Annotated in this window: 15 protein-coding genes; 4 read left to right on the forward strand and 11 right to left on the reverse strand. The window is 57.1% G+C overall.

Features of this window, described 5'->3' with window-relative positions:
* The first annotated feature begins 389 nt into the window (after positions 1-389).
* Positions 390-1,793, forward strand: a complete 1,404-nt coding sequence (gene mdtD / locus AB3U87_RS12410) for a multidrug transporter subunit MdtD (protein ID WP_394149215.1) — start codon at positions 390-392, stop codon at positions 1,791-1,793.
* Here mdtD and rbsR read toward each other — a convergent pair.
* The 9 genes from rbsR to budA all read right to left on the reverse strand — a co-directional run bounded on the left by rbsR (position 1,790) and on the right by budA (position 11,046).
* Positions 1,790-2,791 carry a ribose operon transcriptional repressor RbsR gene (gene rbsR, locus AB3U87_RS12415; RefSeq protein ID WP_394149217.1) on the reverse strand — a complete coding sequence of 334 codons (1,002 nt, stop codon included), beginning with the start codon at positions 2,789-2,791 and terminating at the stop codon, positions 1,790-1,792. The genes mdtD and rbsR overlap by 4 nt on opposite strands.
* A 3-nt stretch (positions 2,792-2,794) precedes the next feature.
* Complete coding sequence (rbsK, locus tag AB3U87_RS12420) at positions 2,795-3,724, reverse strand: ribokinase (protein WP_253456907.1); 930 nt, start codon at positions 3,722-3,724, stop codon at positions 2,795-2,797.
* A 61-nt stretch (positions 3,725-3,785) separates the two neighbouring features.
* Positions 3,786-4,667, reverse strand: a complete 882-nt coding sequence (gene rbsB / locus AB3U87_RS12425) for a ribose ABC transporter substrate-binding protein RbsB (protein WP_253456904.1) — start codon at positions 4,665-4,667, stop codon at positions 3,786-3,788.
* Between the two features lie 17 nt (positions 4,668-4,684).
* On the reverse strand, positions 4,685-5,641 hold the full coding sequence (gene rbsC, locus AB3U87_RS12430) for a ribose ABC transporter permease (RefSeq protein WP_125289154.1): 957 nt from the start codon (positions 5,639-5,641) through the stop codon (positions 4,685-4,687).
* On the reverse strand, positions 5,638-7,149 hold the full coding sequence (rbsA, locus tag AB3U87_RS12435) for a ribose ABC transporter ATP-binding protein RbsA (RefSeq protein ID WP_253456901.1): 1,512 nt from the start codon (positions 7,147-7,149) through the stop codon (positions 5,638-5,640). Before rbsA ends, rbsC begins: the two co-directional genes overlap by 4 nt.
* 7 nt (positions 7,150-7,156) lie before the next feature.
* Positions 7,157-7,576 carry a D-ribose pyranase gene (gene rbsD, locus AB3U87_RS12440; RefSeq protein WP_125289156.1) on the reverse strand — a complete coding sequence of 140 codons (420 nt, stop codon included), beginning with the start codon at positions 7,574-7,576 and terminating at the stop codon, positions 7,157-7,159.
* 202 nt (positions 7,577-7,778) lie between these two features.
* Positions 7,779-8,552 (reverse strand): (S)-acetoin forming diacetyl reductase, encoded by a 774-nt coding sequence (locus tag AB3U87_RS12445; protein WP_394149221.1) that lies wholly within the window; start codon positions 8,550-8,552, stop codon positions 7,779-7,781.
* Between the two features lie 16 nt (positions 8,553-8,568).
* Entirely contained in the window at positions 8,569-10,248 is a 1,680-nt protein-coding gene (alsS, locus tag AB3U87_RS12450; protein ID WP_253456890.1) for an acetolactate synthase AlsS, read from the reverse strand.
* A 15-nt stretch (positions 10,249-10,263) separates the two neighbouring features.
* Positions 10,264-11,046 (reverse strand): acetolactate decarboxylase, encoded by a 783-nt coding sequence (gene budA, locus AB3U87_RS12455; RefSeq protein WP_253456887.1) that lies wholly within the window; start codon positions 11,044-11,046, stop codon positions 10,264-10,266.
* Between the two features lie 105 nt (positions 11,047-11,151).
* Between budA and AB3U87_RS12460 the strand changes: the two genes are divergently transcribed.
* Entirely contained in the window at positions 11,152-12,027 is an 876-nt protein-coding gene (locus tag AB3U87_RS12460) for a LysR family transcriptional regulator (RefSeq protein ID WP_301730559.1), read from the forward strand.
* A gap of 225 nt (positions 12,028-12,252) precedes the next feature.
* Here AB3U87_RS12460 and AB3U87_RS12465 read toward each other — a convergent pair whose 3' ends face one another.
* A complete protein-coding gene (locus tag AB3U87_RS12465; protein WP_253456880.1) occupies positions 12,253-12,654 on the reverse strand; it encodes a YgiW/YdeI family stress tolerance OB fold protein in 402 nt (133 codons plus the stop codon).
* 217 nt (positions 12,655-12,871) lie between these two features.
* Between AB3U87_RS12465 and qseB the strand changes: the two genes are divergently transcribed.
* The gene (qseB, locus tag AB3U87_RS12470) at positions 12,872-13,531 is read left to right on the forward strand and encodes a quorum sensing response regulator transcription factor QseB (protein WP_253456877.1); all 660 of its coding nucleotides are present in this window, start codon (positions 12,872-12,874) and stop codon (positions 13,529-13,531) included.
* Entirely contained in the window at positions 13,531-14,877 is a 1,347-nt protein-coding gene (gene qseC / locus AB3U87_RS12475; RefSeq protein WP_253456873.1) for a quorum sensing histidine kinase QseC, read from the forward strand. The genes qseB and qseC overlap by 1 nt, the downstream gene beginning before the upstream one ends.
* A gap of 239 nt (positions 14,878-15,116) precedes the next feature.
* On the opposite strand, the gene kup is transcribed toward qseC, so the two are convergent.
* Complete coding sequence (kup, locus tag AB3U87_RS12480; protein WP_253456870.1) at positions 15,117-16,985, reverse strand: low affinity potassium transporter Kup; 1,869 nt, start codon at positions 16,983-16,985, stop codon at positions 15,117-15,119.
* Between the last annotated feature and the right edge of the window lie 169 nt (positions 16,986-17,154).

Genomic DNA, 17,154 nt, shown 5'->3' on the forward strand with positions numbered 1-17,154 from the left:
AAAGAGCGTTGCGGCCAGTGCTTTCGCTTCCTGCCGCGAGGTGGCGTATATTACGCTTTCCTCCTTCAGAGTCAACCTCTTTTTCAGAAGTTTTCTCCGGCGATTCAGCTTCCTGAACCTTCTGACCCGGTGACCGTCAGGCCGTTGTTCCGTGTCAGTGGAGGCGCATTATAGGGAGTTTCTGACGGCTGACAAGCGTTTCTGTAAAAAAAACTTCCGACCGTTTCTTTTTTCAACAAAGGAACAATAAACGTACTTTTTAAGGTTATTTAACCCGCAAATTGCCCCGAATTCTCTTTTATATCCATCACAATCACCGGCCTGCCGATGCTATTCTTTTTACTTCGCAGGATTTTCCTGTCGGTAATAACGACTGAGAAGGATGCCCAATGATAAAATCCGCGCGCAGTATGGCCGGACTTCCGTGGATTGCCGCCATGGCTTTCTTTATGCAGGCGCTTGATGCCACGATATTGAATACTGCACTTCCCGCCATCGCCTTAAGCCTTAACCGTTCGCCCCTCGCCATGCAATCTGCTGTTATCAGCTATACCCTGACCGTCGCTATGCTGATCCCGGTCAGCGGCTGGCTGGCGGATCGCTTTGGCACCCGGAAAGTTTTTATCGCTGCCGTTTCTTTATTTACGTTGGGTTCGCTGGCCTGTGCGCTTTCCGGCTCTTTAACTATGCTGGTTCTGTTCAGGATAGTGCAGGGGATTGGCGGCGCGATGATGATGCCCGTGGCCAGGCTGGCGCTGTTAAGAGCCTATCCGCGTAGCGAGCTGTTGCCCGTACTGAACTTTGTGACGATGCCAGGCCTGGTCGGTCCGGTGCTGGGCCCGCTGCTTGGCGGCGTACTGGTCACCTGGGCGAGCTGGCACTGGATCTTCCTGATTAATATTCCGGTAGGCGTTCTCGGTATCTTCTATGCCCGCAAATATATGCCGGACTTCACCACGCCGAAACGCCGCTTTGATTTTACCGGCTTTGTGCTCTTTGGGATTGGCCTGGTGATGCTCTCCAGCGGCATCGAGCTGTTCGGCGAAAAAATAGTCGCCAGCAGCATAGCGCTGGCGGTAACCAGCGGCGGCATTCTTCTGCTTCTTCTTTATATAGCTCATGCACGCCATCATCCGACGCCGCTGATCCCGCTCCCCATGTTTAAGACGCGCACCTTCTCGGTCGGCATCTTAGGCAATATCGCTTCGCGCCTCGGTACAGGCTGTATTCCCTTCCTGATGCCGCTGATGCTCCAGGTTGGCTTTGGTTATAGCGCCATTCTGGCTGGCTGCATGATGGCGCCTACTGCGCTGGGTTCAATCCTGGCGAAATCAACGGTAACGCAGGTGCTGCGCTGGTTCGGCTATCGCAAAACGCTGACGGGGATCAGCGTCATTATTGGCGTGCTGATCGCCAGCTTCGCGCTACAGTCGCCTGCGGCCAGTCTGGCGCTCCTGCTGCTGCCGTTATTTGTGCTGGGAATGGCAATGTCTACCCAGTTTACCGCGATGAATACCATTACGCTGGCAGACCTTAACGACAGCAACGCCAGCAGCGGCAACAGTATGCTGGCCGTCACCCAACAATTGGCTATCAGCTTTGGCGTGGCGGTCAGCGCGGCAGTACTGCGTTTTTATAGCAATTTTAACGGCACCACTGTCGATCACTTCCACGCCACTTTCCTGACGATGGGCGTGGTAACGGTGTTTTCCGGCCTGGTCTTTATGCTGCTGAAGCCAGGCGACGGCCGGCATCTGATTGCCGACCGGGAAAAGCGGAAAAAACGCGCCTAGCATTCCGCCACCGAACCGCGTTCGATCAGTTCCGGCGTCAGCACCAGCAGCTGCTGGCTGGCGTCGGGATCGGCAAAACGGTGGATCAACGTATCAATAGCCAGTTCGCCCAGTTCGTCTTTGGGCTGGTGAATGGTGGTTAACGGCGGCGTCATATAACGGGCAAGCTCGATATCGTCATAGCCGATCACCGCCATATCTTCAGGCACCGACAGTCCCGCCTGATAAAGAGAATGGTAAACGCCAACGGCCATCGCATCGTTACTGGTGAATACCGCCTGCGGTCGAGGGCTCAATGCCAGCAGCTGATTCATAGCGTGATAGCCGCCCTGAAATTCAAAGTCGCCGCTGACCACATACTCCTCAGGCACGGCTAATTCCGCCTGCTGCATAGCCTGATAAAAGCCGTTAAGCCGCAAACGCGCCGGCGTCTTGTCCTGCGGCCCGGCGATACAGGCAATGCGGGTATAGCCGCGCGAAATCAGAAAACGGGTCGCCAGTTCGCCGCCCAGCAGCGAGTTGTCCTGAATAATGTCGCTGCCGCCTTCAAAGGGCGACCAGTCCATCATCACGATAGGAATAGAAGGATAGCGATTAAGGATCTCGGGAGAGGGAAGATGACTTTCGGTGCACATGATCAGTAAACCGTCGACGCGCTTTTGCAGCAGCGTTTCCAGACTGCGGTTCATTCTGTCCTCGTCGCCTTCGGTGTTGCACAGCACCAGGCTGTAGCCGCGTTCATAACAGCTTCTTTCCACGCCGCGCACCACTTCCGAATAGAAGGGGTTGCTGCTGGCGGTAAGCAGCATCCCTATCGTGTGCGTCTGATTGAGTTTAAGGCTGCGCGCCAGCGCAGAAGGGGCGTAGTTCAGCGCAGTAATCGCCGCAGTAACCTTTTCCTTCACCGCCTCGCTGACGAAGCGGTTTTTGTTGATGACATGGGAAACCGTAGACGTCGATACGCCCGCCAGACGAGCGACATCTTTCATTGTGGGCACGGGCTACTCCTGCTGCTGTAAAAAGCGATCGGTCTCTTCACGCCAAGGCACCGAAGGCTGCGCGCCGGATCGCGTGACGGCAATTGCCGCCGCCGCATGGGCAAAACGCACGGCCTGCGGTAACGGCTTGCCTTCCAGCAGCGCGGTCATCAGCGCGCCGTTAAAGGTATCGCCTGCGGCGATAGTATCGACGGCCTGCACCTTGAATCCTGAGATGCGCTCGCCTTTACCCGCTTCGCTTAGCCATACGCCACGGCTGCCCAACGTAATCAACACGCTGTGGATGCCTTTATCGTGCAGCACCGATGCCGCGCGCGCCGCGTCTTCATCGGAGGCAACGGCCACGCCGGTGAGGATTTCCGCTTCGGTTTCGTTCGGCGTAATCATATCCACCAGCGCCAGCAGCTCGTCCGGGAGCGGCATGGCCGGCGCAGGATTGAGGATGACTTTGGTCTGATGCTGACGGGCGATTTTTGCGGCGGCCAGCACGCTTTCAAGCGGAGATTCCAGCTGCATCAGCAGGGCATCCGCGTTTTCAACGATCTTCCGCTGTTTTTCGACCAGAGCGGGCGACAGCGCGGCGTTCGCGCCAGCATGGATAGCAATGCTGTTTTCGCCCTCATCATTAACGAATATCAGCGCCACGCCGGTAGATTCGCCAGCGATGACCTCCACCGGCGCAATATCGATATGGTCTTCCGCCAGCTGCTGACGGATACGCTGGCCGATATCGTCGTCGCCCACGCAGGCGATAAAAGCGATATCCGCACCGCTGCGTCCGGCCGCGACGGCCTGATTGGCGCCCTTGCCGCCGAAAGCGATCTGGTATTGCTTACCGATCACCGTTTCACCGGGACGGGGGAAGGAGGTCAGATTAAGAATATGGTCTGCGTTGATGCTGCCGAGCACGGCCAGCCTGCCGGTTTTATTCATGGGAGCGTCCAGAAAAAGGCGCCACCTGCAAGAGGTGGCGCGTGCCATGCTTTTCTTTGATTTATTTAGTGACCAGCTTCAGGTCAACGGGATTGATAGCCTGAACCTGCTGGCCCTTCAGCACTTTATCAGCGGTTTGCACGCCGATAACGCCGATTTGCTCCGGCTGCTGCGCCACGGTGGCAGCGAGTTTGCCGCCCTGCACGGCTTTTACGCCGTCCGCGGTGCCGTCGAAGCCGACTACTACCACATCAGATTTGCCCGCCGTTTGCAATGCGCGCATCGCACCTAATGCCATTTCATCGTTCTGCGCAAACACCGCCTGCACATCCGGATGGGCCGTCAGCAGGTTCTGCATCACGTTCAGGCCCTTGGTGCGGTCAAAATCTGCGGGCTGGCTGGCAAGGATAACAAATTTATGCGCATCGGCTGCCGTTTTGAAGCCTTCGCCACGTTCGCGAGCGGCGGACGTCCCGGCAATCCCGGCCAGCTCAATGATTTTAGCCTGGTCGCCGATGCGTTTCGCAATATAGTCGCCCGCCATTTTGCCGCCCAGGCGGTTGTCGGACGCGACGTGGCTGACGACTTTGCCCTGAGCAGCCACGCGATCCAGCGTGATCACCGGGATATTGGCCTGATTCGCCATTTTTACCGCGTTGCCTACCGCATCGGAATCGGTCGGGTTAATCAGCAGCAATTTTGTGCCGCGCACCGCAAGATCCTGCACGTTGGCCAGCTCTTTTGCCGGATTGTTCTGCGAATCCAGCACCACCAGGTTGTAGCCCAGCTTGTCCGCTTCTTTCTGGGCACCCTCTTTTAACGAAACGAAAAACGGGTTGTTCAGCGTGGAAACTACCAGCGCGAGCGTCTCTTTCGCCATCGCGTTGGCGCTGAGCGTTGCGCCGAGCAGCACGGCCAGCGCCGTCATTTTAGTCATTTTCATTTTCGATTCCTGTAGGGTTATTTTTTGTTATCCACCAGCACCGCCAGCAGGATCACGACTGCTTTAACGATCATCTGGTAATAGGAAGAAACGCCAAGCAGATTCAGGCCGTTATTAAGGAAGCCCAGGATCAGCGCGCCGACCAGCGTGCCCATGATGCGTCCTTTGCCGCCTGCCAGACTGGTGCCGCCCAGCACCACCGCCGCGATGGCGTCCAGCTCGTAGCCGGTGCCCGCCGTAGGCTGAGCGGAAGAGAGTCGCGCCACCTCAATGGTGCCCGCCAGCGCCGCCAACATGCCGCTCAGCGCATAGACCGTGATTTTGACGCGGCTGACGCTGATGCCGGAAAGGCGAGTAGCCGCTTCATTGCCGCCAAGCGCATAGATATAACGGCCCAGGCGAGTATGGTGCAGCATGTACCACGCCAGCAGGAAGGTCAGCGCCATCAGCCAGACCGGCGTGGGAATACCCAGCGGCCGTCCGATACCAAACCAGCCAAACAGATCGGCATTATCGCTGAAGCCGGTATTCACCGGGCTGCCGTTGGTATAAACCATGGTCGCGCCGCGCAGCAGCAGCATCATGACCAGCGTGGCGATAAACGCCTGCACTTTGCCCTTTGCCACTATGGTGCCGGTTATCGCGCCAATCAGCGCCCCCAGCGCCAGCGAGGCCGCCACCGCGACCAGCGCGTTAACCTCTATACCAACCAGCGAAGCACCCACTGCGCCGGTCAGCGCCAGCAGCGACCCTACGGACAGATCGATACCTGAAGTCAGGATCACCAGCGTCATGCCGACGGCCATAATGGCGTTGACGGAAGTCTGCTGCAGAATGTTGAACATATTGTTCAGGGTAAAGAAATTGGGGCTCTGACTGGCGACGACGGCAATCAGCACCACCAGCGCAATCAGCGATTTTTGTTCCAGCAGCCAGGCTTTGCCGCGGCTGGCCTGTAGGGTTTGAGTACTCATGGTGTGACCAACTCCGCGCTATGTTGCTTGCCGACCGCCGCCGCCATCAGGCGTTCCTGCGTGGCCTGTTCAATGGGGAAATCGCCGCTCAGGCGGCCTTCGTGCATGACCAGCACGCGATCGCTCATGCCCAGCACTTCCGGCATTTCTGAGGAAACAAGAATGATGCTCAGCCCCTCTTGTTTAAACTGATTGATTAACTGGTAGATCTCTTTCTTGGCGCCCACGTCCACGCCGCGCGTCGGCTCATCCAGAATCAGCACCTTAGGCCGCGTCATCAGCCCGCGCGCAATAGCGACTTTCTGCTGGTTGCCGCCGGATAAAAGCCCGATCGGCTGCATCATTGAGGGCGTTTTTACGTTGAACAGCTTGATAAAATCGCTGACCGCCAGCTGCTCTTCGGCATGTTTTAACCGCCCGCCGCCGTGGCTGAAGTAGTCGAGCGCGGTTAAAGACATGTTTTCTTTTACCGACATGCCGAGCACCAGCCCATCGCGTTTGCGATCTTCAGAGATATAAACGATGCCGTTACGCAAGCCCTCTTCCGGCGTGCGCGTCGTTACCGTTTTACCGTCGAGCGTGACGCTGCCGCCGCTGCGTGGAAAAGCGCCGTACAGCACCTTCATGAGTTCGGTACGGCCCGCGCCCATCAGTCCCGCTACGCCCAGGATCTCGCCCTGACGCAGTGAAAAGCTGACGTCGTTTACGCCCGGCCCGCTAAGGTTTTTCACGGTTAAACGCACGTCACCCGGTGCTTTGTTCAGGCGCGGATACTGCTCTTCCAGCCTGCGGCCCACCATCATTTCAATCAGCGCTTCTTCGTGCAGCGTATCGACCGCTCTTTCGGCGATAAACTGCCCGTCGCGAAACACGGTGACGTCATCGCAGATTTCAAAAATCTCTTTCATGCGGTGCGAGATATAAACGATGCCGCAGCCCTGCGCTTTCAGCTCCCGAATAACGCGAAACAGCGAGGCCGTTTCGGTATCGGTCAGCGCATCGGTGGGTTCATCCATCACGATGACTTTTGACTCAAAGCTCAGCACCTTGGCGATTTCGACCATTTGCTGGTCGCCGATCGACAGGTCGCCGACCAGTTTATGGCTGTTGAAACGCAGGTTCAGCCGCTGTAACAGCTTGTCCGCTTCCGCATAAAGCTTTTTCCAGCGGATGCCGCCGAAAGCGTTAACGAATTCGCGGCCTAAAAAGATGTTCTCCGCCACGCTAAGCTGCGGGATCAGATTCAGCTCCTGATGAATGATGCCAATACCCGCTTCCTGCGACGCTTTCGGCCCGCTGAAGTTAACCTCTTCGCCCAGCCATTTAATGGAGCCGGCGTCGCGGGCATAGATACCGGTCATCACTTTCATCATGGTAGATTTTCCGGCGCCGTTTTCGCCCACCAGCGCCATCACGCGGCCGGGGTAAACCGCCAGCGAAGCGCCGGACAGCGCTTTGACGCCGGGAAAGGCTTTTTCAATGCCCTGTAGTTGCAGTAAAGGTTGCATGACGGCCTCAGAAGGTCACGCCAGCGCCAAGGATAATGTTCGCGTAGGGCGAACACTCCCCGCTGCGAATAACCGCATGGCTGCGCTGTGTTAACTGTTTGAACTGTTGATGAGAAACGTACTGAACGGCGATAGTGTTTCCCTGGCGTTGTTGCAGTAAATCGAGCAGTGCGGAAAGTTCGTCGTGGAGCCGTGGATTATGAGATTTGATCTCTTCCGCGATGATGGCGCTCTCGACCTGCATCTCTTTCGTTACGGTTTCGACTACCTGCATAAAGCCGGGAATGCCCTGGGTCAGCGCCAGGTCGATGCGCTCCGGCCCTGAAGGGATGGGCAGGCCCGCATCGCCGATAGTGACGCTGTCGGTGTGGCCCAGGCGGGAAACCAGGGAAGAGATTGCAGAATTCAGTAAGGCGCCTTTTTTCATCTTTCACTCCAGAGCGAAACGTTTCGCTGATCGGGAGTGTAAAAAAACGGCGGCGGAAAACAATCGTCATGATGCGGAACTGTGATCGCCATCGAAACGTTTCGTTAACAAGCTTTGCGCAGGATATGCAACAGGAAAGGAGGAGCGATCGGTCATCAGAACGGTATGAAAAAAGACCGCCTCGTAAGGCGGTCGGCAGGGATTAGTTAAATACCATTCCACCATCGATCAGTAGCGACTGACCGGTCATGTAGTCGGAGTCAGGCCCGGCGAGGAAAGAAACGCAGGCGGAGACATCTTCTGGTTCAGACAGGCGGCCCAGCGTAATACGTTTGGCAAACTCTGCCGTACCGTAGCCCAGCGGTTTACCTGCCGCTTCTGACACCTGACGATCTATCTCGTCCCACATAGGCGTTTTAACAATGCCCGGGCAGTAAGCGTTGACGGTAATGCCCAACGGAGCCAGATCGCGGGCGGCGGTTTGCGTCAGGCCGCGTACGGCGAACTTGCTGGAACTGTAGATCGCCAGCTCCGGGTTGCCGACATGGCCCGCCTGCGAACAGGCATTAATGATTTTGCCGCCGTGGCCTTCAGCTTTAAACGCCTGAATTGCCGCCTGCATTCCCCAAATCACGCCTTTTACGTTGATATCGTAAACTTTATCCACCATTTCCGCCGTGATCTCTTCAATTGGCGTAGTTGGCGCAATCCCGGCGTTGTTGACGATGACGTCAAACCCGCCCAGCTCTTTACGAGCCTGTTCCACCGCAGCGATGACCTGGTCACGCTTTGAGACGTCTACCGTTACCGCAATCGCTTTACCGCCTGCGCTGGCAATTTCGTCGGCCACCTGACGCGCGGTCTGGTTGTTATAGTCCGCGACCGCCACGGCAAAACCGTCTTTTGCCAGACGCAGCGCTATGGCTTTGCCGATCCCCTGGCCGCTACCCGTGACTAAGGCTACTTTCTTTTTCATATTATCTCCTTGAATACTAAAGAATCTGGCTCAGATGCAGCTGACCCATCAGCATTGGGTTATCGGCGTAATCCACCGGTACGGCGACCACAGCAGGCCCGTTGACATCCATTGCTTTACGCAGCGTCGGCTCCAGCTCAGCCGCGCTTTCCACCGCAAAGCCCGCTGCGCCGAACGCCTGCGCATAGGCTTTAAAATCAACCGGCCCGAATTTCACGCCGGAAACGCGCTGATATTTCTTCTCTTCCTGCATCGCCACCATGTTGTAGGCCTCATCGACCCAGATGATGTGCAGGATATTGGCTTTCAGCCTGACCGCCGTTTCCAGCTCCATGCTGGACTGCAAAAAGCCGCCGTCGCCGGAAACCGAGATCACTTTACGACTCGGATCCACCAGCCAGGCACCGATAGCCCATGGCAGCGCCACGCCCATGGTCTGCTGCCCATTGGAGATCATGATCTGGCGGGCGCGGAAGCTATAGAGATAGCGAGCGATCCAGATATGGAAGCTGCCCATATCCACGGTCAGCGTGACGTCGTTGTTAATGATGTCCTGCATGGCGCGCACGATCCGCAGCGGATGCAGCGCGAACTGGTTGAGATTTTTGCCCTGCATTGATAACAGCTGACGCTGCTGTTGCCGATCGTCCAGAATGGCTGCCGCTTCTGCGCTGAGCTGTAAAGGCGTATCAATGCGCTCGGCCAGCTTGTCGACGGTGGCGGCAATATCGCCAATCAGTTCCGCATCAGGCAGATAGCAGTTATCGGCATCGGAGGGCAGCACGTCGATATGTACCAGCGTGGCGCCGCCGCTGTTCCACATGGCCGGTTCGTACTCAACCGGACTGTAGCCGATAGTGATAATCAGGTCGGCCTCGCGCAGCAGACGGTCGCCCGCCTGGTTGTTAAACAGCCCAACGCGGCCCGCAAAACGTGAGAAGTGTTCCTGTCTGACCGCGCCGGCGGCCTGATAAGTGCTGGTAACCGGAATGCGGCTGCGCTCCAGCAGGCGATGGATCGCATCGCTGTTTGCCGGCTGGCTGGCCATCAGGCCCAGCAGCAGTACCGGGTTTTTTGCTTTGGCAATTTGCGCGGCAACGGCGGCAATGGCCGCATCCGGCGCAGGCCCCAGCAGCAGCTGGCCTTTACTGGTCAGCAGCTGACCGCGAGCGGGCTGGTCAACGATATCCTGCGGCAGGCTGACAAAGGCGCCGCCGCCGCGACCGTGCTCGGCATGACGGAAGGCGTTGGAGACCACTTCCGCCAGCGCGTTGGAGTCGGTGACCTCGACGGCATATTTGGTGACCGGACGAAACATCGACACGGTATCCATACTCTGATGCACCTGTTTGGCGCTGTCAGCCCGCTTCACCTGTCCACCCAGCGCCACCACCGGATCGCCTTCGCTGGTAGCGGTCGCCATGCCCGTGATCAGATTCGAGCAGCCCGGTCCGGAAGTCACCAGCGCCACGCCCGCGTTGCCGGTCAGGCGGCCCACGGCGGCAGCCATAAAGGCAGCGTTGGCTTCATGACGCACCGGAATGGTCTGGATAGTCGAGTCCACCAGCGAATCAAACATTTTGTCGATCTTCGCGCCAGGAATGCCGAAGACCTGTTTTACGCCCTGCGCCTCCAGCTGTGCCACGACCAAATCGGCGCCGTGCTGCCAGAGAGCGGTTTCGGTTGGGTTTTTCATCTTAATTCCTCAGGATTAGCTTTCAACGGAGCGAATGGCGGAATCCAGATTTTCCGGATTCAGATTGGCCTGCAGAAAATCACTGTCGCCCGGCAGATCGATGACCAGCTTGCTGATCTCGCCAAAGGTCAGCTCGCCCTCTTCCAGCTGGTAATCCAGCAGATGGCCGCCGCCCTGGCGATCGTCGGTAATGAAATGTTCGTGATAGCCCGCTACGTTGATGCCCTGCATATACTGCGGGGTACGGAAACCAATCAGCACGCCGTCGCGCTGGCTGAACCGGAAGGTAGGCTGCTGGCCAAGCACTTCCGGCATAGAACGATAGGGTCGATGCTGGCAAGGTACGGTACGCGTGGAGGCCGCAGAAAAACGGCCGTTGATCCGCAGCGCACAAAACTGATTGTCCGAAGTCACCTGGCTGTCGATCAGATCGTGAATAGCCTGACGGCTGGCCGGTGCAGAGAAACGATGGCGGTACTGAGGCTGGAAAAAGGTCATCACGGCAAAAGGCGTTTTCTGCTGCGGATCGGCTTCCCGTGCGCTGCCGTCGGAACGCAGCTGATAAACCTCGCTGTCGAAAGCGATCAGCTCGCCATCGAGCTGGTTAAAGGTGCCTAAACCAAAATCGCCCTTCTTCAGCAGGTCGGCTACGGTAACGTTGCCTTCGTACACGCCGCTGAGCAACGCACTCATCAGAGAGGTTTGATAGATGACGCTTTCTGGTCTTTGCTGATGGAGCCCGCTGACGGTTGAAACCAGCTGTTGCTCACATAAACAGTCGGTTACAGAATGTTTCATAACTTGCCTCTATGCTAAAACAGTTCAGGATTACTAATTGAATGTTGACTCGATTCAGTTATGAATTCCAATATAGAAAGCCCATCACTTTGAGACGAATTAGATATGGAACTCCGCCATCTGCGTTATTTTGTCGCGGTCGCGCAAACGCGCCACTTTACGCGTGCCGCAGAAATGCTGGGGATCTCGCAGCCGCCGCTCAGCCAGCAAATTCTGCGTCTGGAACGGGAAATAGGTACGCCGCTGCTGAGGAGGCTGTCACGCGGCGTGGAGCTGACGGAAGCGGGGGAAGCTTTTTATCAGGATGCCTGCCAGATCCTGGAGCTGACCGGGCATGCGCTGGAGAAAGCCAAAGGGATAGCCCGCGGCGTGACCGGCAAGCTTTCGCTGGGTGTCGCCAGCTCGGTCGCCTTTCATTCGGCGATTTTTGCGTTGATGAAGGATTTTCAGGCTCGCTATCCGTCAATGACGATACTGACACGTGAGCAAAATATGGCGTCGCTAATGCACGACTTGCAGGAGGGCTTGCTGGATGCCGCTTTCGTTCGCCTGCCCTGTGAGAGCAGCAAAGCGTTTAACCTGAAGGTAATAGCCAGCGAAAAGATGCTGGTGGCGCTGCCTGCCAGCCATGCGCTGGGCGCGCAGTCGAAAATTTCCCTGTCGCAGCTGGCTGATGACACGCTGATTATGTTTCCGCGCGAGGTTGCGCCAAGCCTGTATGAACTGGTGATCAGCGCCTGCCTGCGCGCCGGCTTTCAGCCGCATACCGGGCAGCAGTCACCGCAGATTTCTTCGTCCATCGGCATGGTGGCCGCGGGTTTCGGCTTCGCTATCGTGCCGGAATCGCTATGCTGCATCGCGCATCCCGGCGTGGTGTTTCGCCCTGTTGACGATGCGGCGTTAAATACTGATATTGCGCTGGCCTGGCGCCGTTTCGACCGCTCGCCTGCCGTTATGCACCTGTCCATGATGTCGACCTAGGCCATAGCGAGACCTGCTCAGCCATTGTGGGGCCAGACTGGCCGCCTCAGGGCTAACTTAGCCATTACGGGGTCAGCGTAGCGGTTACGGAAGCCGTTAGCCGCAACCGGGGCAAGCTGCTAAGAACGCGGCCGCCCCGGATCCAGACGCCGCCGAAGGTCGCTTACCCGTCGGTAGCGCAGTCGGGCTGCTGGCCTCACCTTCGGCCAGCCGATCGAGGCTGAATCAGTTCAGCTTGCGGATTTTCTTTACGTCAAGCTCGACGGAATTAAAGTCCTTATCCAGTTCGCCCTGGATTTCGACTTTGTCTTTTGGCGTGATGTTCTGGCCTTCCCAACGCTTATGATCGATATCCACTTTCATCGTGCCGGTCGCGTCACGAAAGATATAGTCATCATCGCTGACGCGCTTTTCAATGTTGCCGCGCATCGTCACCCAGGCGTCGTCCTTCATATCCTGCGCCTGTTTGACCGTGACCACGGTTTCATCCCCGCTGAAACCGCCTTTCTGCACGTTGGCGGTCGGCGCGGTCGGCGCACTTGGGTCGCTGAAGCCGCCGTTCTGAGCAGCGAATACCGGGCCGGAAACCAGAGCGGCAAGGGCAAATAAAGCAGCAGTTTTTTTCATCATAGTCACCTTTATTCCATGGAGTGAGGCAGCTTTCGCTGCGCGATTCGTCGTGTTCAGGGCTCAGTTAAACAAACTTTTCTTAACAGGATCTTAAGAGACATCATCAAATACGCGGTTTGCGAGCCGTACCGAAAAATAGCCTTTTTTCCCGATTTTTGCCTGTACAGCGCCCGTTCCCTTTCGTATAAAGCCGTTAATCACAGAGGAAGTCGCCATGAAAATTTTGGTCATTGAAGACGATCGCCTGATTGGCGACGGGATTAAAGCAGGTCTGAGCAAGCTGGGTTTCAGCGTCGACTGGTTTACCGAGGGCAAAACGGGGCAGGCGGCGCTTTCCGCTACCTCTTACGATGCGGTAGTGCTGGATTTAAGCCTGCCCGGCATCGACGGCCTGGATATTCTGCGCGGCTGGCGGCAGCAGGGTCGGGACGAGCCGGTACTGATCCTGACCGCGCGGGATGCCCTGGAGCAGCGGCTTGCCGGGCTGCAGCAGGGCGCCGACGACTACCTTTGCAAACCTTTCGCCCTCAGCGAAGTCGCCGCCCGGCTACAGGCATTAATTCGACGACGTCACGGTCAGCTACAGCCCGTGCTCCGCCACGGCGCGGTTGCGATGGCCTCCGGTTCGCATACGGCCACCCTGAACGACGAGCCGCTCCCCCTGAAGCCGCGCGAACTGGCCCTGCTGGAGCTGTTCTTGCTTAACCCTGGTCGCGTATTGACCCGCGCGCAGCTGGAGGAAAAATTGTATGGCTGGGATGACGACGTCTCCAGCAATGCCGTTGAAGTTCATATCCACCACCTGCGCAAAAAGCTGGGCAGCACGTTTATCCGTACCGTTCATGGCGTCGGCTATACGCTGGGAGATGCGTAATGCATCGACTAAGCCTGCGCCTGCGCCTGATGTTGGGTTTTCTGCTGCTGACGCTTATCTGCTGGGGTGCTGCCAGCATCGGCTCGTGGTGGCAGACGCGGCACAACATCAATCAGCTGTTTGATACCCAGCAGATGCTGTTTGCCAAACTGCTGGCGACCATGAATCCCGAGCAGCTGAGTCACGAACCGTTAACGCTGCCAAAAACTAAAAAGCTGCTGAAGCATCATCGCGGCGAACAGGAGGATGAGGCGCTGGCATTTGCCGTTTTCACTGCGGATGGCCGCATGGTGATGAACGATGGCGACAACGGCAAGGATTTTCTCTTTAGTCACAGGCGCGACGGTTTTACCGATGGCAAGCTCCGGGGTGATGACGATTTATGGCGTATGGTCTGGCTACCCACGCCGGACAAACAATATGTGGTGGTGGTAGGTCAGGAGTGGGAATACCGCGACGACATGACCCGCGATATCGTCCAGACCAACCTGATCCCCTGGCTGATCGCGTTGCCGATTATGCTGCTGCTGCTGCTGTGGCTGGTTACGCACGAGCTGGCGCCGTTAAAAAGAATTGCCCGCCAGCTGCGTCTGCGCACGCCTGATGACGGCACGCCGCTGGTGGAAAAGCGGGTGCCGAACGAGGTGAAGCCCTTGCTGACGGAGCTGAACGCGCTGTTCTCACGCGTCAGCGAAATGCTGCTGCGCGAACGGCGTTTTACTTCCGATGCCGCGCATGAGTTAAGAAGCCCGCTGGCCGCGCTCAAGGTTCAGGCGGAGGTCGCGCAGCTGGCTCACGATGACGAAACGGTGCGCCGCCACGCGCTGCAAAACCTGGATCTTGGTATCGATCGCGCGACTCGTCTGGTGGATCAGCTGCTTACGCTCTCAAGGCTGGACAGCAAAGCCGATCTGGCAACGGAAAGCCTGGATCTGCGTCAGCTGCTCCAGCAGGCCGTGATCGACCATTACTCACAGGCGCAGGCCGCCGGAATGGAGATAGCGCTGGAAGCACCGCCTTCGCCCGTTATCCGTAACGGTAACGCTTTGCTGCTGTCGCTAATGATGCGTAACCTGGTAGAAAACGCCCTGCGTTACGGCCAGTCAGGAAACCTGGTGCAGCTGAGCATTAATGAAAACGGCCTGGCCGTCACGGATAACGGGCCAGGCGTCAGCAAAGAAGATTTGTGCCGCCTGGGACAGCGTTTTTATCGGCCGCCGGGGCAGGAAAAATCGGGCAGCGGCCTTGGGCTGTCTATCGTTAACCGTATTGCCCGCCTGCATGGGATGCAGATGCGTTGCGCCAATCGTGACGGCGGCGGCTTTGCAGTTATGCTGACATGGTGACGTAGTGGCAAAGTGACATGCTGGTATGTGGTGACACCCTGGCCCGGTTAGATGCCGACAGAACCCGCTAAGCCGCGCCGGAACACGCAGCTCAGTAAGCCGCCGGTTTAGAAATCCGACGTTTCTTTCAGGAGTCGGGATGAGGATATGCCTGGCGGTAAGCAAAACAAAAGGCCGACGATTGTCGGCCTTGCAGGGTCAGGTTTCGGCTTGGGTACCCGGTGCAATAACCCGGCTTGTCAGATTTCGACCTGGGTGCCCAGTTCAATAACCCGGTTTGGCGGGATCTCAAACTGGTCAGGGGCGCGCAGGGCGTTGCGCTGTAGCGCCATAAACAGCTTGCCGCGCAGACGCAAATACCATGGCCGCTTGCCGATAATCAGCGATTCATGCGACATAAAGAACGAGGTTTCCATCATCCGGCAGTTCAGGCCTTCCAGCCCGCAGCGGTGGAAAATCTCTTCCATATTAGGCGTTTCCCGCCAGCCGTAGCTCGCCACCACGCGCCAGAAAGTGGGGGAAAGCTGTTCAATAGACACGCGACGCACGTTATGGACGTAAGGCGCATCTTCCGTCCGCAGCGTCAGCAGCACAACACGTTCATGTAACACTTTGTTGTGCTTGAGATTATGCAGCATGGCAAAAGGAATAACGTTCAGCGCGCGCGACATATAGACGGCGGTGCCCGGCACGCGTACCGGTGGCGACTTCTCCAGCGAAACAATCATCGCTTCCAGCGAGTTGCCGTGTTCATGCATCCGGCGCAGCAGACGGAAACGCTCGCTTTTCCAGGTGGTCATAATCACAAACATCACCAGCGCCAGGCTTAACGGCAGCCAGCCGCCGGAGAACACTTTCACCAGGTTGGCCGAAAAGAGCGAAACGTCGATGCACAACATGCAAAGCAGGATAAACAGCACCAGATAGCGGTTCCAGTGCCAGTTTTTTATCGCCACGGTGGTGCAAAGGATGGAGGTCAGCACCATCGTACCGGTTACGGCGATACCGTAGGCGGCTGCCAGGTTGCTGGAGTGTTTAAAGCCGACAATCACGATCACCACGGAGAAAAAGAGTATCCAGTTAATGACCGGAATGTAGATTTGACCGGATTCCTCTTCAGAAGTATGCACGATGCGCATAGGCGGTAAATAGCCCAGACGAACCGCCTGGCGAGTCAGTGAGAAAACGCCGGAAATTACCGCCTGAGAAGCGATAACCGTCGCCAGCGTCGCCAGGATCAGCATAGGGATCAGCGCCCAGTCCGGCGCCAGCAGAAAGAACGGGTTCTTGATCGCTTCGGGATTTTTCAGCAGCAGCGCGCCCTGGCCGAAGTAGTTCAGCACCAGCGACGGCAGCACCGCCAGGAACCAGGCCAGACGGATCGGCAGCTTGCCGAAATGGCCCATATCCGCATACAGCGCTTCCACGCCGGTAATAGCCAGCACCACGGCGCCCAGCGCAAAAAACGAGACGGTTTTATATTCAAAAAAGAAGTGCATTGCCCAATAGGGGTTCAGCGCGTGCAGCACGTCGGGATTAGCCATAATGCCCCGAGCGCCCAGTATGGCCAGAATGATGAACCATGCCAGCATGACCGGCGCGAACAGTTTACCGACAATACCCGTGCCGTGTTTCTGGATCATAAACAGCAGCGTCAGCACCGCTATCGCCAGCGGCACAATCCAGGCATCAAGGTTAGGCGCGGCGATTTCCAGCCCTTCAATAGCGGAAAGTACCGAAACGGCCGGCGTGATCACCACTTCGCCATAGAAGAAACTGCCGCCAATCAGCCCCATAATGACCAAAACCGCCGTGGCTCTGGCACCGGTATGACGGCCCGCCAGGGACATCAGGGTCAGAATCCCCCCTTCGCCGGCGTTGTCAGCGCGCATCACGTAGCTGATATATTTTAACGAGACCACCAGCACTAATAGCCAGAAAATCAGCGAGAGGAAGCCGAATACCGCATCGCGCTCAACGCCGAAACCGAACTGGCCGGAGAGACACTCCCGCAGCGTATAGAGAGGGCTGGTGCCGATATCGCCATAGACGACGCCTATTGCCGCTAAGGTTACGGCGCCAAGGGACTGCTTTTTATCAGAACTCATAGGAAGATCTTTTGTTGGAGCTGATTGCTGAAACGCGCCCAGCTTATCAAGCCATCAAAAAACGCACAGTATGCACGAATCATTCTGAATGCCTATCCTTAATTGGAGTATGGAAAGCGACTTCAATGGCCTGTGTCACCCTTTGACAAGAAAAAAGCTGACGTATATC

The sequence above is a fragment of the Erwinia plantamica genome, from assembly GCF_043420595.1.
Taxonomy (GTDB): Bacteria; Pseudomonadota; Gammaproteobacteria; order Enterobacterales; family Enterobacteriaceae; genus Erwinia; species Erwinia aeris.

Excerpts from the sequence above, each read along its gene's own strand:
- mdtD (WP_394149215.1), top strand. The coding sequence starts at position 390 with ATGATAAAATCCGCGCGCAGTATGGCCGGACTTCCGTGGATTGCCGCC.
- rbsK (WP_253456907.1), bottom strand. The coding sequence starts at position 3,724 with ATGAATAAAACCGGCAGGCTGGCCGTGCTCGGCAGCATCAACGCAGAC.
- rbsB (WP_253456904.1), bottom strand. The coding sequence starts at position 4,667 with ATGAAAATGACTAAAATGACGGCGCTGGCCGTGCTGCTCGGCGCAACG.
- rbsC (WP_125289154.1), bottom strand. The coding sequence starts at position 5,641 with ATGAGTACTCAAACCCTACAGGCCAGCCGCGGCAAAGCCTGGCTGCTG.
- rbsA (WP_253456901.1), bottom strand. The coding sequence starts at position 7,149 with ATGCAACCTTTACTGCAACTACAGGGCATTGAAAAAGCCTTTCCCGGC.
- rbsD (WP_125289156.1), bottom strand. The coding sequence starts at position 7,576 with ATGAAAAAAGGCGCCTTACTGAATTCTGCAATCTCTTCCCTGGTTTCC.
- AB3U87_RS12445 (WP_394149221.1), bottom strand. The coding sequence starts at position 8,552 with ATGAAAAAGAAAGTAGCCTTAGTCACGGGTAGCGGCCAGGGGATCGGC.
- alsS (WP_253456890.1), bottom strand. The coding sequence starts at position 10,248 with ATGAAAAACCCAACCGAAACCGCTCTCTGGCAGCACGGCGCCGATTTG.
- budA (WP_253456887.1), bottom strand. The coding sequence starts at position 11,046 with ATGAAACATTCTGTAACCGACTGTTTATGTGAGCAACAGCTGGTTTCA.
- AB3U87_RS12460 (WP_301730559.1), top strand. The coding sequence starts at position 11,152 with ATGGAACTCCGCCATCTGCGTTATTTTGTCGCGGTCGCGCAAACGCGC.
- AB3U87_RS12465 (WP_253456880.1), bottom strand. The coding sequence starts at position 12,654 with ATGAAAAAAACTGCTGCTTTATTTGCCCTTGCCGCTCTGGTTTCCGGC.
- qseB (WP_253456877.1), top strand. The coding sequence starts at position 12,872 with ATGAAAATTTTGGTCATTGAAGACGATCGCCTGATTGGCGACGGGATT.
- qseC (WP_253456873.1), top strand. The coding sequence starts at position 13,531 with ATGCATCGACTAAGCCTGCGCCTGCGCCTGATGTTGGGTTTTCTGCTG.
- kup (WP_253456870.1), bottom strand. The coding sequence starts at position 16,985 with ATGAGTTCTGATAAAAAGCAGTCCCTTGGCGCCGTAACCTTAGCGGCA.